This window comes from Salegentibacter sp. Hel_I_6 (assembly GCF_000745315.1).
GTDB lineage: Bacteria > Bacteroidota > Bacteroidia > Flavobacteriales > Flavobacteriaceae > Salegentibacter.
This window is the reverse complement of record NZ_JQNQ01000001.1, coordinates 442761-457785: the sequence shown is the minus strand read 5'-3', so window position 1 is coordinate 457785 and position 15025 is coordinate 442761. Positions and strand designations below refer to the sequence as shown.

The following is a 15025-nucleotide window of genomic DNA, read 5'->3' as shown; positions in this document are numbered from 1 at the left end:
AAAATGAGTGTTTATCACAAATATACTAAAAAGCCCCCATTTTGGAGGCTTTAAGAGTTGGTTAGCATTCGTAGGTAGCTACCACACATTTTTTGGCTAATACTTTATGACATTCTATGTATTCTTTAACCAGGTCATCGTTTTCAACCACTGGCTCTCCTAACGGAAAGACTACCAGCAGTAATTGTAAGATAATTTGTATCATAACTCCTCATTTTCATTCCTCTCATCTTTATAATTATTTTCTACCGGTTTTTTATCTACCGTTACACCTCGCCGATTAATTTGAATATTCACTTCTTCATCACCGGAATTAATTCTCGCATTAAAATCCCCATCTTCATTCCATTCATCTTCACTCTCACTATCCCATTCCTCAATTGGGCAATCTTCACAAATGGCTCCATCTTCAGTAATCTTTAAGAATTTTTCTTCGTCACCATCTATTAAAATATCTCCCCAATAATCAGTATTTCGATGAAAACTATTGGTATTTTCATCAGCAAATAAGGTAGTTCCCTCGGGTAGATATAGAGTAAGTTTCACCTTTTGGTCACGGTACTTATACTTTGTGGCTGATATGAAAAAACTATTCAGTAATAATTCATTTCCGCTGAAACTGGTGCCGTAATCTATATTTTGAGCACGTTCTTTTGCTTCTTTGTAATCTTTACCTTCCGCCGACTTTACTATTTCCAGTTTAGCAAGGGAATCTTTGGTTGGTTTCACAATTAAACGAACATTAGAACTATAGAGAACCTTTTGATCATTATCGTCATATTTAATTTTAAAATCGGTACTTCTGTAAATACTTGATGAAAAACTGGAATTTCCCTGCATTCCCAAGTATAACGTATCATTTGCTGTTATGGGGAGCGTTTCTAAATTAACCTGCTCACCATCAAAAGCGCGATGGGTGGCTTGCTGAATTCCTATTACCGCCGCACCGATGAGTGCCAACAACCAAAGTCCCAGTAAAACCAGTTTTGCCGGAGTTCCAATAGACCTTAAACGACCTACCAGGATTTTTAATCCTAGTATGAATAGGAAGAAAAAGGGGATACCCACTAATAAGAAACTCAAGAGCCATAATAACCATAGTGGTGCTCCACTAACGGCCATATCTACATAACTACTCCAGGGTGCATCTATAAGTCCAAATGTACCTACGGTAAACATTCCAATGAATAGACCTATGAGTGCAGAACCAGCAACAAGAACTAGTAGAATTCCAATTAATTTTACAAAAACCTTTAAGATAAATGTGATGACATCACCTATCGCTGTAGCTGCAGAGGTTGCACCGGTTTTAGCTTGGTTACCGTATTTCTGGTAATCTACATCCTTCACCTTCCCGGTAACATTATCAAAACCCTCACGAATCTTTTTTTCAATATTACTAATGGTTACCTCCTCACCACGCATTGCGAGTTTATCGGCCGTAGTTTTAGCTTCTGGTACAAAGATCCAAAGGGCAATGTAAATAAGAATAAACGCACCACTGGAAAAAACGGTAAGTAATATCCAAAGTATACGTACCCAAATAAAATCTATCCCTAAATAATGTCCCAGTCCAGAAGAAACACCTCCTACATAAGAATGTTCGGTATCCCTAAATAATTGTTTTCCTGATGAAGACTTTGTGGTTTTTGTATATTCTGGTTCATCTTCAAAGATCTCTTCATCTACCATATAATCTTCGGGTTGCCCCATGATAGCGATTACTTCTTCAACTTCTTTCAAGCCGATAACCTGGCGGTCGTCTTTTTTCTTCTCATTGAACAATTCAGCAATACGAGCTTCAATATCTGCTATAATTTCATCTTTACCCTGGGTATTAGTGAAAGAGCGTTTTATGGCATCAAGATAGTGCTGCAATTTGGCATATGCGTCTTCGTCTATATGAAAGAATACACCGGCAAGGTTTATATTTACTGTCTTATTCATGATTCCTGTTTTTTTGATTGGTTACAACATTTACAGCGGTTTGGAGTTCGTTCCATGTACCGGTAAGTTCTTTTAGAAAGAGTTTGCCGGTATCGGTAAGGCCATAATATTTTCTTGGTGGTCCGCTGCTAGATTCTTCCCAGCGATAACTGAGTAATCCTGCATTCTTTAACCTGGTTAATAAAGGATAAATAGTGCCTTCAACCACCAGTAATTTGGCGTCTTTAAGGGTGTCCAGTATTTCTGCTACATACGCATCTTCGTCTTTTAATACCGAAAGAATACAGTACTCCAGAACACCTTTACGCATTTGAGCCTTGGTGTTTTCTATCTTCATAGCGTTTGATTTTGAGGGTTGTTAAACTGTTCATTTTTTGATTGTTGATGGTTAATATGATGATGATCTGAATTTTTTCCAATAAAATTAATACTTAAAGGAAAAGAGTAATTTTCTCCATTACTGGCTTTTATACTCGCGCTTATTACTGCAAAAAGTTCAAGAATAAATAAGGCAGAGAGTAGAATGGCAAATACAGTAATAGTGATGACTATAGAAATAGCCTGTCCCATTTCGTCTATATAAAATTGATCGGGTCCTATTACAAAAGGAAACTGCGCATCTAAACGTATTGCCTGGAAAAGAATAATAGCAATTCCTGTAGCCACTATCAAAACGGTATATAAAAAGAGACTAATCTGGAAATTAATTGCTCTTCTGCCGTGATCATCTATAAATGGTTTTTCCTTTTTAGTAAGCCATAATATTAGCGGAAAAATAAAATTCCCAAATGGAATAATAAACTTGCTAAAGACCGATAAATGTAAGATCGTGGCCAGTGTTTTTTCTTCTTTTACTATATTTGAGTTCATAACCTAATAATTTATATTACAAATATATATCTAAAAGAAGGTATTTTGCAAAGCATAGTACTAAAATTTAACATATTTTTATGAAATAATTTCTGAAGTCATATTAATTAAATTGAATACATTTAATAAAAACAAACCCTTTATAATGACATTAAATAAAAGCAAACTCAATAAATTTCTAATGCTAAAACTACCTAGCGCCTGGCTTTGCGGCGTTCGGGTAAACGAATTTGAAGAAAATACCTGTAAGGTTACTGTAAAGCATACCTGGATTAATCAGAATCCTTTTAAAAGTATGTATTTTGCCGTGCAGGCTATGGCAGCAGAATTAAGTACCGGAGCTTTAGTGATGGGGAAAATTCAGAAATGTAATAGAAAGATTTCTATGTTAGTGGCTCAAAACCGTGCTAAATTCACCAAAAAAGCTACAGGAAAGATCAGCTTTTATTGTTACGATGGTCATTTAATAGATGAAGCTATAAAAGAAACTCTTACAACCGGAGAAGGACAAACCTTTTGGATGAAATCTACCGGAATAAACGAAACCGGCGAGCAGGTAGCCGTTTTTGAATTTGAATGGACCATAAGAGCAAAACAAAAATTATGAATGCACATGAAATAGATTACCAGATATTTGGGGAAGAGATGCAATATGTAGAATTGGAACTAGACCCTAAGGAAGCCGTAATTGCTGAAGCAGGCAATTTTATGATGATGGATGACGGGATTAGAATGGACACAATTTTTGGCGATGGTTCTAAAGAAAATGAAGGTTTTCTGGGTAGAGTTTTGGGAGCCGGAAAACGTTTACTTACCGGGGAAAGCCTTTTTATGACAATTTTCAGCAATGAAATTCAGGGGAAAAAGCGTATTAGTTTTGCTTCACCTTATCCCGGTAAAATTATTCCTATAGATCTTACCCGTTATGGCAACAAATTTATTTGCCAGAAAGATGCTTTTTTGTGTGCGGCGAAGGGGGTTTCAGTTGGGATGGAATTTAGTAGAAAACTAGGCCGCGGATTTTTTGGTGGTGAAGGCTTTATTATGCAAAAGCTGGAAGGTGATGGGATGGCTTTTGTTCACGCCGGCGGTACTATGGCTAGAAAAGAATTATCTCCCGGAGAAAAATTGAAAATTGATACAGGTTGTATTATTGGGTTTACCCAGGATATAAATTATGATATTGAATTTGTAGGTGGAATAAAAAATACCATTTTTGGTGGTGAAGGATTATTTTTCGCAACACTTACCGGCCCGGGAACCGTGTACGTGCAATCCCTACCTTTTAGCCGATTGGCGAACCGAATTTGGCAGGCGGCACCTCAGGGTGGAGGCAAAGATAAAGGGGAAGGAAGCATCCTTGGCGGTTTGGGAGATGTGATTAGTGGAGATCGCAGATTTTAGATGTGTTAAACAGTTGTGAATTATAAATGGATCGAGAATATTTTAGTATATTTAGGAGGTTTTAAAAAACACTATAGCCTATTATAAATCTCTACTCTTTTTATAAACTAACTTCTAATTTAAATCCTTCAAATTATGGCGCGAGCGATGTTTGAATACACCAAAACTGTTCTTGATAAAGTCAGTTTTGATCCAAGCCTGTTTTGCAGAGAAGTGAAAAAAGCACTTCAGCGACTTTTACCTCATGAGATAGAGGAACTTCGTATCTGGATAATAGCCTTAACACGCCAAAATCCGGAACTTAACCAATGTTTAATTCTTTTAAATACATAAAAAAAAGCGGCTTTCGGGCCGCTTTTTTTATTGAATCTCACTGATTCTCATTATTCCTGAAACTCTTTTTTCTTGTTTAAAGGGCTTATAATATTTACATTATGAAAAGCAATAGCTCCTTTAACTACACCAGCTATGGTACTTCTTATTGCTTCAATAATTTGCATTTTTAATTCGCTGCGGTTGTAGATAAGACTAACCTCTCTCGCGGGTACAGGATCTTTAAACATTCTTAAATTTTTCTTTTCAGAATCTTTGATATCCAGTGTGTGTAAATAGGGTAGAAGCGTCATTCCAAGACCTTCATTGGCCAATTTTATTAAAGTTTCAAAACTTCCGCTTTCCAGTTGAAAATGGTCTTCATCATAACTTCTGGAAGATTTACAGAGGTTTATAATTCCATCCTTAAAACAATGCCCGTCTTCTAAGAGCAGCATGTCATCAATATCAAGATCATTAACTTCAATCTTTTCATTATTATGGAGTCGGTGCATATTTGGAATATAACCTACAAAAGGCTCATAGTAAAGAACACTTTCTTTAATTCCCTGTAATTCTAAAGGAGTAGCAGCAATCGCAGCGTCTAAATGTCCTTCTCGCAAACGTTCAATAATAGCTTCGGTATTTAACTCTTCTATCTTGAGCTTTACTTTAGGATATTTTTTGATAAAATTATTAATAAACATCGGTAATAAAGTAGGCATAACCGTTGGAATTACACCTAATTTAAAAACGCCGCCTACAAAACCTTTTTGTTGATCTACAATATCTTTAATTCGGTCACTTTCATTTACAATATTCCTGGCTTGTTGCACGATCTTTTGTCCCGTTTCAGTAAGCTGAATAGGTTTTTTTGTTCTGTCAAAGATCTGTACGTCCAGTTCTTCTTCCAGTTTTTGTATTTGCATACTTAGCGTAGGCTGGGTTACAAAAACCTTTTGCGCTGCTTTAGTGAAATTTTTATGTTCGGCAACGGCCAACACATAATGCAGTTGAGTAATAGTCATAAAATTGAAGCCTTATTGTTACTACAAATGTATTAGTTTTTTCTATTCTAATTTAAATTTAATATGATTTTATCTATTTAAAATTGACTGGAATTTACTTCGGAAAATTAATTTCATGCTTACTTTTAAGTGCATTCTTTTCTAGTCTAAAAAGTAACTTGCAATGTAATATGCTTGTTCAACTAACGAATAAACTTTGATGAGGAATGAAGTGCTGAAAATTCAGGAATTTAGAGTATCCCACGGGCTTTAATTTCCAGGTACTTATTAATGGTATTAATACTTAAATCTTTGGGTTTAGTGAGTAATGTATTAATGCCGTGTTTTCGCAATTCAGCTGCCATTAGTTTTTTATCGTGCACAAAGCTTTCTGCAATTACCTGGTGAGCCATATCTGTTGTATTATCTGGATTACTTTCTACAATTTTATCCATCTCGGTATTTTCAAAGAAAATCACGACTAAAACATGTTTTTTATTAATTGCTTTTAAATAAGGAAGCTGCCTTTTTAAAGCTGAAATATGCTCAAAATTGGTGTATAACAATAGTAAGCTCCGCTGTGTAATTTTTTTACGCAAATTGCTGTAAAGCATACTAAAATCTGAATCTGGGAATTGCGTGTTGATATTATACAGGCGTTCCATTATTAGTTGCAACTGGCTCAATTTTGCGTTTGCCTTTAGGATACTTTCAATTTTCGATGAAAAAGAAATTAAACCAACTTTATCCTTTTTCTTTAGTGCGATATTAGAAAAAGCCAGGCTACTGTTAATTGCATAATCAAGTAAACTCAAGCTATTAAAAGGCATTTTCATCACTCGGCCGGTATCTATTATAGAATAAATTGGCTGTGCTTTTTCATCCTGAAACTGATTCACCATGAGATCACCTTGTTTGGCGGTGGCTTTCCAGTTTATGGTTCGCACATCGTCTCCCGGCACGTACTCCTTAATTTGCTCAAATTCCATAGTATGTCCAATTCGGCGTATTTTTTTTAAGCCAGATTGGGATAAACGGTTATCTATAGCTAAAAAATCCAGTTTTTTCATTTGGATAAAAGAGGGATATACTTTTAGCATTTGCTTGTTCCCAAAAACTGACCTTCTTTTTACCAATCCAATTTTAGTAAACGTGTAAATATTCAGTTTTCCGAAGAAATATTCACCGCGCTTCACCGGTCTTAAAAAATAGCTGAACTTTTCAGTAGCACCGGCTGGAATTTTTAGCTTCTTTAAAAAATCCCGCTTCTGAAATTGTATGGGAATTTCATCTATAATTTCAGCATTAACAGAAAATCCGTAATTATTTTCCAGAATTATTTCTACTTCGTTTTCATCGGAATTCGAGAATTTCTGCGGAAGTATTCTTTCGGCATTTATCTTGTTTTTCTTATAAAGACTCACCAAATCGGCAAGAAATAAAAATAAAAGCAGGAGGCTTAAGATCCAGGTTATTCCGAAAAGAAAGTCAATAAAATAAGAAAATAGAAAAAGCACAGCGATGCCGGATATCGCATAAAAAAACCGTTGGTTTAAATATAAGGATTTAAAGAAGTTGAGCACTAACGTGGAATTTCTACAGATTGCGAGATCATTTCTATTACTTCTTTGGTAGTAATTCCTTCCATTTCACGATCGGGACTAATAATTAATCGGTGAGCTAAAACAGGATTAAGGGCTTTTTTAATATCTTCCGGAATTACAAAATCTCTGCCGTTAATAGCGGCAAAAGCTTTTGATGCATTCATTACCGCGATAGATGCCCGGGGAGAAGCACCAAGATAAATATGAGAATGATTTCTTGTTTTACCCACAATACTGGCAATATAATGCATCAGTTTTTCTTCGACGATAATTTCCTGGATCTGGTTTTTTAGTTCGTTTAGATTTTCAGGATTTAAAACCGCTTCAATTTGTGAAATTGGGAGCGAGCCTTTGCGTTCGTGGTGGGTTTTTAGAATATCTACTTCGTCTTCTAGACCGGGGTAATCTACCTGAATTTTAAATAAAAACCGGTCTAATTGTGCTTCGGGCAAAGCGTAAGTTCCTTCCTGCTCAATAGGGTTTTGAGTGGCGAGAACCATGAATGGAGCATCAAGATCATGTTGAACACCGTCTATGGTGATTTGCCGTTCTTCCATCACTTCAAACAATGCAGCCTGGGTTTTAGCCGGGGCACGGTTAATTTCGTCTATTAAAATAATATTGGAAAAAATAGGACCTGGTTTAAATTCAAATTCGCCTTTTTGCGCATTTAAGACCGAAGTTCCTAAAACATCACTCGGCATAAGATCTGGTGTAAATTGAATTCGGCTAAAGTTAGTATCTAAACTTTTTGCGAATAATTTAGCGGTTAAAGTTTTGGCAACTCCGGGAACACCTTCAATTAGAACGTGACCGTTAGAAAGCAAACCGGCAATTAATAATTCTACAAAATCGTTTTGACCAACAATGACTTTAGACAGCTGATTTTTTAATCTCGAAACGGCTTCTTTTAGGTCGTCTAAGGGAATTCTACTATCAAAATTAAGCGATTCGGTTTCTTTATTTTCGTGGTTTTCCATTCGAATTTGATTTATAATTGTTTATAGCCTCAGAAAGTTTAAAAAATTCGCTTTTTCCAGCCGTGGTATTGTTAGAGAATTCTTCCATTTTATTAAAAAGTTCCTTTCCTGAAGCCACACTGTTTCCAGATTTAGCTGCAAGTAAGGTATGGAATTCTTCGTCTATGGTTTTAGTTGAAATTTTATAATTAGTCCTGATATATTCTAAAAATAAATTGATTTTTTTCGTGATCAATTCCTGGTATTCCTTTTCTTCCAGATAAAGATCACCTACAGTTTTAGCATATTCGTAGCTCTGATTTTTTAAAGGATTTACAACCGGAATTGCCCGTTGTTTTCTTTTCCCTTCAAAAATAATAAATAAGATACTGCCTGCCAGTAGAAAATAATAGGCCCATTTCAATCGGTTATCGCTTAACAGAATATATAGGGGAGAAGAGTAGAAACTTTTCCCTGCTTTATAATAATTATCTAAAAACACCGGGTTTTCGTTATTTATATATGCCAGAATTTTTTCAGCATATTCATAATTATTATCGCTAAGGAGAAAGTAATTTCCAAAAGCTTCCGGGGTGGTGTGTAGGTAGATTTTTCCGTCTCCAATTTTAGAACTTATAAAATTTGGTTGTTTGATTTTGTCATTCCCCTGAATATTTATTTGTCCCAGGATTTCAATTTCGGCACTATCTTTTGAATGAAAATAAAGCGGTGGAAATTCATTTTTAAATTTAAATCCAGATTTACTTTTTAAACCCAAATTTTCAAAATTTAATTGCGGTTTAGAGCTTAGATCATTTTCAGGAATAAAAACCCTGGTTTCTAGCCGAAGTGTGTCTAATAATCCTGCACTAATACCCCTGGCAGAAATAAAAAGTTGATTTCCATCAGCAACCCATTCCAGTATTTTATCCAGTTCATCTGGATCAAAACCTACTGAATTATTCAGGAAAAAATATGTGCCATTGCCCAGGCTGTCAGCTAGTTTTTCAAAAGGCGGAATATTAATTTCTTCGAATTCATAGTTTTCAGTATTTTTCCAGCTTTCATAAAAAACGAAACTTCCCAGTGGGATTTTATCGTCACTCATATAACTTGGCGTCCAGTTTACGGGTTCCGGTTCTGTAGCCTCGAGGTAGGTTAGGAAAATAACCAGTAGCAGAAAAAAACCGAAAAACAGTTTTGATGTTTTACCCATTATTTGCCGGTTTTAAACTGTTTTCCATTTGCGAAAATTCCTGGTTTACTTTTTCAAAACGCGATTTAGAAAGGTCAAAATCCCCATACCAGATAAAATCGTAAAGACGCGTGATTTTGGTGAATTGGCTTTTTAATTCAGTTTCTCTTATTTCATTGATATAATCTTCGTTGGTTTTTTGAAATCGATATGAAATATGCTCTTTTTGATCTAGCAAACGAAGGCTTTTTAAATACAGATAACGAACCGCCAAACGGTAATTTTCCTGCTGAATAGCTTTTTGAATCAAAGACGAAATATCAGCCGATTTAACAAGATCTTCTTCCTTTTGAAAGTTTACTTTTCCAGTAAGAGGTTCAGCCATCACAGCATTCCCAGGATTTAAGCGAATAAAAAGCCAGGTGATTAAACCAAGTACTAAAATTAATAAAACATAAGGTAGGGTAGCGAGTACTGCGCTCCAAAATGCGTTGGTTTGGTAATCGCCAAAAAGCCATTGTAAAAAAGCATTCCATTTTAGGTTGATCCATTTTTTTAAACGTGTCCACCAGGAATCCTCTTCAATTTTATCTAAATAATCAAATGCTTTATCAGTTTTATAAGCTTCAATTTTTTCAGGATCAAAATTAGCTTTCTCCAGATTTTCTTTTGCAGAATTCTGAACTACTTCCGTAGAATCACTCATAGCTTGTTCCTGCGGAATTAAGTTTCCGAAGAAAATAAAACAAAAAAGAAGAAAGACTTTAATCATTAATCGTTTTTACCAAGATTTTCAATGCTTTCGTAGGCGCCGGTAAAGTATTTTATTTCATTAAGATTATAATAAACAAAAGCCACCCCAATTGGCGTAATGGCGTAAAGAAGATATTGAATTGCAGACGCAATTATGGTTAAGGTGAGATAAACCCAGTCAAATACTTCGGCAACATTTGTTGAAGAAGCCGAATTTTCTTCCATAATTGTAAACATTTTTACGAAAGTATAAATTAGCACCGGCAGTTGAAAAATAAGGCTGATGACATACACGATTAACCAAATAAGAAACAGGCTAATAAAACTCATCCACCAGTTATCTTTTACCAGGTGAAAACCTTCAGAAATACTGCCGCCAATACTTTCGCTTTTAAAAACAAGCACCGCGGCCGCTATACTAAGCGGAACACTTAAATATATTCCAGGAATGATGAAGATTATAAGTCCCGCAAAAATTAAGATCCAGGTAATCGCACCAAGACCAAACATTTTTCCTAAATCTTTTTTCACGCCCTGTTTAACTTCCTGATGACTGGCTTCTCCACTATTGCTAACATAAGATTTTATAAAATGAAATGCAGCCACGTTCATCACCGAAAAATATAAGAGTAATCCAACCATTAATAAACCAAAACCGATAAAAAACCCGCCATCCTGATTGAACATTAAAGAATTGCCAACCGTGGTATACGAATAATAAGATACGGCAGCGATTAAAAGCAGAAACGCCGGCCAGGCAATCTTTATGACACTTGTAAAATAGGCTTTATAATTTTCACGAATAAATTTAAACGTATAGCTTATAATATCGCCCAGCTCCCGCTGTTGCTTAAAATCAATGTAATCCTGCTTCATGGAGTTGTTGTTTTTTATGTAAAAATATGGGGTAAAAAATATAGTAAAATAGAATTAATGCCAGGGAGCTGCTAATAATTACAATCGCCAGCCAGTCTGGCATTTGGGTTTGCCGAGTAACAAAACCTTCCAGGAATCCAGCGACTATAAAAAATGGAATGGTACTAATCACTATTTTAAGTCCGTTTTTAACTCCCTTTACAAAGGAGGTTAGACGAGTGTAAGTTCCCGGGAAAAGTATGCTTTTTCCCACGACCAGTCCTGCGCAACCGGCAATAATAATCACAGAAATTTCAATAGTACCGTGAATCCAGATTGTTCTGGCCGATTCCCAAAGTATGCCTTGATCATAAAAGAAATATTGAAAAGACCCGAGCATTACGGCGTTTTGCATTAAGATAAACACCGTACCAATTCCTGCGAGGATTCCCATACTAAAGGCCATTAGCGAGACCCGAATATTATTTATTGTAATTCCCAGGAACATATCGGTTTCACTCATTTTTTTATAAACCGCCATGGGATCGCCTTCAGCAATATTCTGCAAAGTCATATTCACATAAGCATCGCCTAAAATACTTCTCACGAAAGTATGATCTGAAGCTGCTGAAAAAGCGCCCGCAGCTGAAAAAAGAGCGAAAATTAAAAAGCTAAGTAGTAATTGTTTCTGAAAATTATAGAAGAATAAAGGAAATTCTTTAGTGAAAAACGTGATAAAACGATTTTGAGATTCCTTTTTATTTTTATAAAGTTTTTGGTGTGCTGAAGCCGCTAACTGATTTAAATAGGTAGTAGTATTACTTTTTGGATAAAATGTTGTTGAATAGCTTAAATGATCGCTTATTTCAATATAAATATTAGAAAGCCGCTCTGGCCGCAGCTTATTTTTATTTTGAAGCAGGCTTTCAAACTTCAGCCATTTATCCTTATTTTGCTTCACAAAAGCAGCCTCTCGCATGGTTTTTCTATTATGACTCAAAGAAACAGATTAAATGGATAATTTTCAAATTGAAACCGCTCAAAATATAAGTATTAATCAGAATGTTGCCAGTGTGGGTGATCGCATCCTCGCTTTTATTGTAGATATCTTTATTATTGGGTTGTATGTGGTTATAAGTTCCCTGGCTCTTGCCGGTACAGGATTAGATGCGGCAGGGCAGTGGGTGTACTACCTTGTTATGGGTTTACCTTCATTATTATATTATTTATTATGGGAAAGCTTATATAATGGCCAAACTCCCGGTAAGGCAGTATTACAGATTAGAGTGGTGAAATTAGATGGCAGCCGGCCTGCTTTTGCTGATTATTTAATCAGGTGGTTGCTACGATTTATAGACATTTCTATTAGTAGCGGCGCTATTGCTGTTGTGACTATTTTGCTAAACGGCAAAGGCCAGCGTTTAGGCGATCTTGCTGCAAAAACCACTGTAATTTCTGAAAAACCCAGAACCAATTTAAACCGAAGTTTGGCCGTAGATATACCAGAAGGTTATCAGCCAAAATATCCCCAGGTAAGTATTTTAAAAGATGCCGATGTACAGGATATTAAAAACCTTTATCAAACGGCAAAAAGAAATCATAATCACCGACTTATTTTATCTTTATCAGAAAAACTATCACAATTACTGGAGACCACGCCCGAAGAAAAACCAACCGAATTTATTGAGCAGGTGATAACCGATTATAATTATTACACCCAACGCGCCTAATTAATTATTTCCACGTTCATCTCTACATTGTCTATAGGCCATTCTGACTGGCCTGTTTCAACCTGGGCAATTTTTTCTGCGATCTCCATTCCTTTGGTGACACGTCCAAAAACTGTGTGATCGTTGTTTAAGTGCGGGGTTCCATTTTCTTTGATAACAATAAAAAACTCAAAAGGTGAAGAAGCTTTACTCACATTTTGCTCACTATATTTTGCTGCTGAAAAAGCTCCGTAAGAATGTTTATGGCCTGCGTCAAATTCACTTGGGATTAGGTAATTGCCGATATTTGAGCGTTTTCTTGGAGTAGCAGTATTATCTGAATTCCCACCCTGTATCACAAAGCCAGGCGCTACTCTATGAAAAAAAGTGCTGTTAAAATAACCTTCTTTAACTAACATTATAAAATTTGCCCGGTGTAGTGGTGTATCCCTGTATAATTCTACCTCAATATTTCCAAAACTGGTAATAATTCTCACCCGGGTTTCAGGGTTTTCTTTTCCATATTGGGTTAAAAAAGGAATAAGTTCTTCCTGGGCAATAGGAAATTCTTCGTTGCTTTTAATAGAATCACTTTGGTAAGATGATTCGTCAGCTTTACTATATTTTGCTCTTAGGGAGTCTATTTTGGAAGTTTTTTGAGTAACTTCTTCTTTAGCTGAAGCCTTTTCCGAAGTATTTTTACTGGAAGTTTCCTTATCTTCACAACTTGCAAAAAAAAGAATTAAGGAAAAATAAAATATAGAAAGCGAGATTTTCATGGATTTTCAGGATTTTAAAGACAGGATACCAAAATTAAAAAAAATTGTCCTTCCGGGGGAAGAGGCGCATCATAAATTAGTGCCGGGTAATCGTAGGGAAGAGATGAGAGATCTTGATATTAATAGTCTTAATTCTAATGAAGCCGGTGTTATGGCTGTTTTTTATCCAAATGATTTCGGAAAAACTTATTTAGTTCTAATTCTGAGGAAAACTTATAAAGGGGTGCATTCTAATCAAATAGGCTTTCCCGGTGGCCGTGTAGAGCCTGAAGACGATAACCTGCAGCAAACCGCATTGCGGGAAACCGAAGAAGAAGTTGGAATTCCCAGAAATAATATTGAAGTGATTCGGGAATTAACACGATTGTATATTCCGCCCAGTAATTTTTGGGTGCAACCTTATTTAGGTTTGCTGGAAAAAACCCCAACTTTAATTCCGCAGGAAAGCGAAGTAGAGCGTATTTTGGAGGTAGACCTGGATCATTTTCTGGATCATTCTAATTTTGTAAATCAGGAATTAAGCACTAGTTATTCCAGTAAAATGGTTGTACCGGCATTTAAATTAAATGAACAAATTGTTTGGGGTGCTACAGGTATGATGTTGAGTGAAATACGAGAAATATTTAGAAAAAGCCTTTAAAATTTAAGAATTGCTATATTTGCCCGGCTTAATTTTTACTCGATAATCGAGATTTAAATAGTGCCCGGTTTGTGTCAAAATTGAATTGTTTTTCCTTAGGTTTTGTGAGGTGTTCTCTCCTAATCTAATCGAACTACAAGTATACAGGAAAGTAAGAACTGAAATTTAAACTATGGGATTGTTTAAAAGAAATCCGTTTGGACATATTTTATTTCTGAAAAAGTGGCTTATCCGTATTTTCGGATTGTTGACCCATCGCCGTTATCGGGGTTATAACGAATTGAGTATTGAAGGTTCAGAAATTATTAAAAATCTACCCTATACCAATGTACTCTTTGTTTCCAATCATCAAACTTATTTTGCAGATGTAACCGCTATGTTTCATGTTTTTAATGCAAGCTTAAGCGGTAGGGTAGATTCTATAAAGAATGTTGGATACATTTGGCAGCCTAAACTCAATATTTATTATGTAGCTGCTAAAGAGACCATGGACGCCGGTTTACTTTCCCGAATTATGGCTTATGCGGGAGCCGTTAGTGTAGAGCGAACCTGGCGGGCAAAAGGGCAGGAAGTTGAACGAAAGGTAAATCCTGACGATACTAAAAATATCGGGACCGCTTTAAAAGACGGTTGGGTAATTACTTTCCCCCAGGGAACTACAAAACCTTTTAAGCCAATTAGAAAGGGAACGGCACATATTATTAAACAATATAAACCTATTGTAATTCCTATCGTGATCGACGGTTTTAGACGCTCTTTTGATAAAAAGGGAATTAGGATTAAAAAGCGTGGTATTCTTCAAACAATGCAAATTAAGAAACCACTTGAAATAGATTACGAAAATGAATCTATTGAAGATATTGTAAGTAAACTAGAATACGCCATAGAGCAGCATTCCTCTTTCCAAAAAGTTATTCCTGCGGAAACAGTAAAGGAGATGGAAGAGTTGAATAAAAAAAGGGAATATTAGTAGTATTCCAAACCCCGAAAA

18 protein-coding genes are annotated in these 15025 nt (G+C 35.7%); 6 read left to right on the top strand and 12 right to left on the bottom strand.

Going from position 1 to position 15025, the window contains the following annotated elements; translation table 11 throughout:
- Positions 1–61: 61 nt before the first annotated feature.
- From FG27_RS19075 to FG27_RS02090, 4 genes are read right to left on the bottom strand one after another with little or no spacing between them, the layout of a single operon-like run.
- Positions 62–205, bottom strand: a complete 144-nt coding sequence (locus FG27_RS19075; protein WP_156101179.1) for a hypothetical protein — start codon at positions 203–205, stop codon at positions 62–64.
- Complete coding sequence (locus FG27_RS02100) at positions 202–1947, bottom strand: PspC domain-containing protein (RefSeq protein ID WP_037314882.1); 1746 nt, start codon at positions 1945–1947, stop codon at positions 202–204. The genes FG27_RS19075 and FG27_RS02100 overlap by 4 nt, the downstream gene beginning before the upstream one ends.
- Positions 1940–2284: a PadR family transcriptional regulator gene (locus FG27_RS02095; RefSeq protein WP_037314881.1), complete on the bottom strand. Its 345-nt coding sequence runs from the start codon at positions 2282–2284 to the stop codon at positions 1940–1942. The genes FG27_RS02100 and FG27_RS02095 overlap by 8 nt, the downstream gene beginning before the upstream one ends.
- Positions 2281–2817, bottom strand: a complete 537-nt coding sequence (locus FG27_RS02090; RefSeq protein WP_037314878.1) for a DUF4870 domain-containing protein — start codon at positions 2815–2817, stop codon at positions 2281–2283. The genes FG27_RS02095 and FG27_RS02090 overlap by 4 nt, the downstream gene beginning before the upstream one ends.
- A gap of 145 nt (positions 2818–2962) precedes the next feature.
- On the opposite strand from FG27_RS02090, the gene FG27_RS02085 reads away from it, so the two are divergent.
- From FG27_RS02085 to FG27_RS02075, 3 genes are all read left to right on the top strand, one after another.
- Entirely contained in the window at positions 2963–3424 is a 462-nt protein-coding gene (locus FG27_RS02085; protein ID WP_037314876.1) for a DUF4442 domain-containing protein, read from the top strand.
- Positions 3421–4221: a TIGR00266 family protein gene (locus FG27_RS02080; protein ID WP_037314869.1), complete on the top strand. Its 801-nt coding sequence runs from the start codon at positions 3421–3423 to the stop codon at positions 4219–4221. Before FG27_RS02085 ends, FG27_RS02080 begins: the two co-directional genes overlap by 4 nt.
- 135 nt (positions 4222–4356) lie before the next feature.
- Positions 4357–4554: a hypothetical protein gene (locus FG27_RS02075; protein ID WP_037314866.1), complete on the top strand. Its 198-nt coding sequence runs from the start codon at positions 4357–4359 to the stop codon at positions 4552–4554.
- Positions 4555–4604: 50 nt separating this feature from the next.
- Here the strand turns inward: FG27_RS02075 and FG27_RS02070 are convergent, their stop codons facing one another.
- The 7 genes from FG27_RS02070 to FG27_RS02040 form a co-directional block, all read right to left on the bottom strand.
- Positions 4605–5561 carry a LysR family transcriptional regulator gene (locus tag FG27_RS02070; RefSeq protein WP_037314863.1) on the bottom strand — a complete coding sequence of 319 codons (957 nt, stop codon included), beginning with the start codon at positions 5559–5561 and terminating at the stop codon, positions 4605–4607.
- Between the two features lie 230 nt (positions 5562–5791).
- A complete protein-coding gene (locus FG27_RS02065) occupies positions 5792–7063 on the bottom strand; it encodes a DUF58 domain-containing protein (RefSeq protein WP_231563365.1) in 1272 nt (423 codons plus the stop codon).
- 59 nt (positions 7064–7122) lie between these two features.
- Positions 7123–8124 carry a MoxR family ATPase gene (locus FG27_RS02060; protein ID WP_037314857.1) on the bottom strand — a complete coding sequence of 334 codons (1002 nt, stop codon included), beginning with the start codon at positions 8122–8124 and terminating at the stop codon, positions 7123–7125.
- Positions 8105–9319, bottom strand: coding sequence for a DUF4350 domain-containing protein (locus FG27_RS02055; RefSeq protein ID WP_037314855.1), 1215 nt, complete (start codon positions 9317–9319; stop codon positions 8105–8107). The genes FG27_RS02060 and FG27_RS02055 overlap by 20 nt, the downstream gene beginning before the upstream one ends.
- Positions 9312–10070: a DUF4129 domain-containing protein gene (locus FG27_RS02050; protein ID WP_037314852.1), complete on the bottom strand. Its 759-nt coding sequence runs from the start codon at positions 10068–10070 to the stop codon at positions 9312–9314. Before FG27_RS02050 ends, FG27_RS02055 begins: the two co-directional genes overlap by 8 nt.
- Positions 10070–10927 (bottom strand): hypothetical protein, encoded by an 858-nt coding sequence (locus FG27_RS02045; protein WP_037314849.1) that lies wholly within the window; start codon positions 10925–10927, stop codon positions 10070–10072. The genes FG27_RS02050 and FG27_RS02045 overlap by 1 nt, the downstream gene beginning before the upstream one ends.
- Complete coding sequence (locus tag FG27_RS02040; protein ID WP_037314846.1) at positions 10908–11885, bottom strand: stage II sporulation protein M; 978 nt, start codon at positions 11883–11885, stop codon at positions 10908–10910. Before FG27_RS02040 ends, FG27_RS02045 begins: the two co-directional genes overlap by 20 nt.
- A gap of 34 nt (positions 11886–11919) precedes the next feature.
- Between FG27_RS02040 and FG27_RS02035 the strand changes: the two genes are divergently transcribed.
- Positions 11920–12636 carry an RDD family protein gene (locus FG27_RS02035; protein WP_037314843.1) on the top strand — a complete coding sequence of 239 codons (717 nt, stop codon included), beginning with the start codon at positions 11920–11922 and terminating at the stop codon, positions 12634–12636.
- Here the strand turns inward: FG27_RS02035 and FG27_RS02030 are convergent.
- Positions 12633–13394 carry a peptidylprolyl isomerase gene (locus tag FG27_RS02030; protein ID WP_037314840.1) on the bottom strand — a complete coding sequence of 254 codons (762 nt, stop codon included), beginning with the start codon at positions 13392–13394 and terminating at the stop codon, positions 12633–12635. The genes FG27_RS02035 and FG27_RS02030 overlap by 4 nt on opposite strands.
- Between FG27_RS02030 and FG27_RS02025 the strand changes: the two genes are divergently transcribed.
- A complete protein-coding gene (locus FG27_RS02025; RefSeq protein ID WP_037314837.1) occupies positions 13393–14034 on the top strand; it encodes a CoA pyrophosphatase in 642 nt (213 codons plus the stop codon). The two genes, FG27_RS02030 and FG27_RS02025, sit on opposite strands and share 2 nt — an antisense overlap.
- 172 nt (positions 14035–14206) lie before the next feature.
- Complete coding sequence (locus FG27_RS02020; protein WP_037314834.1) at positions 14207–15004, top strand: 1-acyl-sn-glycerol-3-phosphate acyltransferase; 798 nt, start codon at positions 14207–14209, stop codon at positions 15002–15004.
- The last annotated feature ends 21 nt before the right edge of the window (positions 15005–15025 follow it).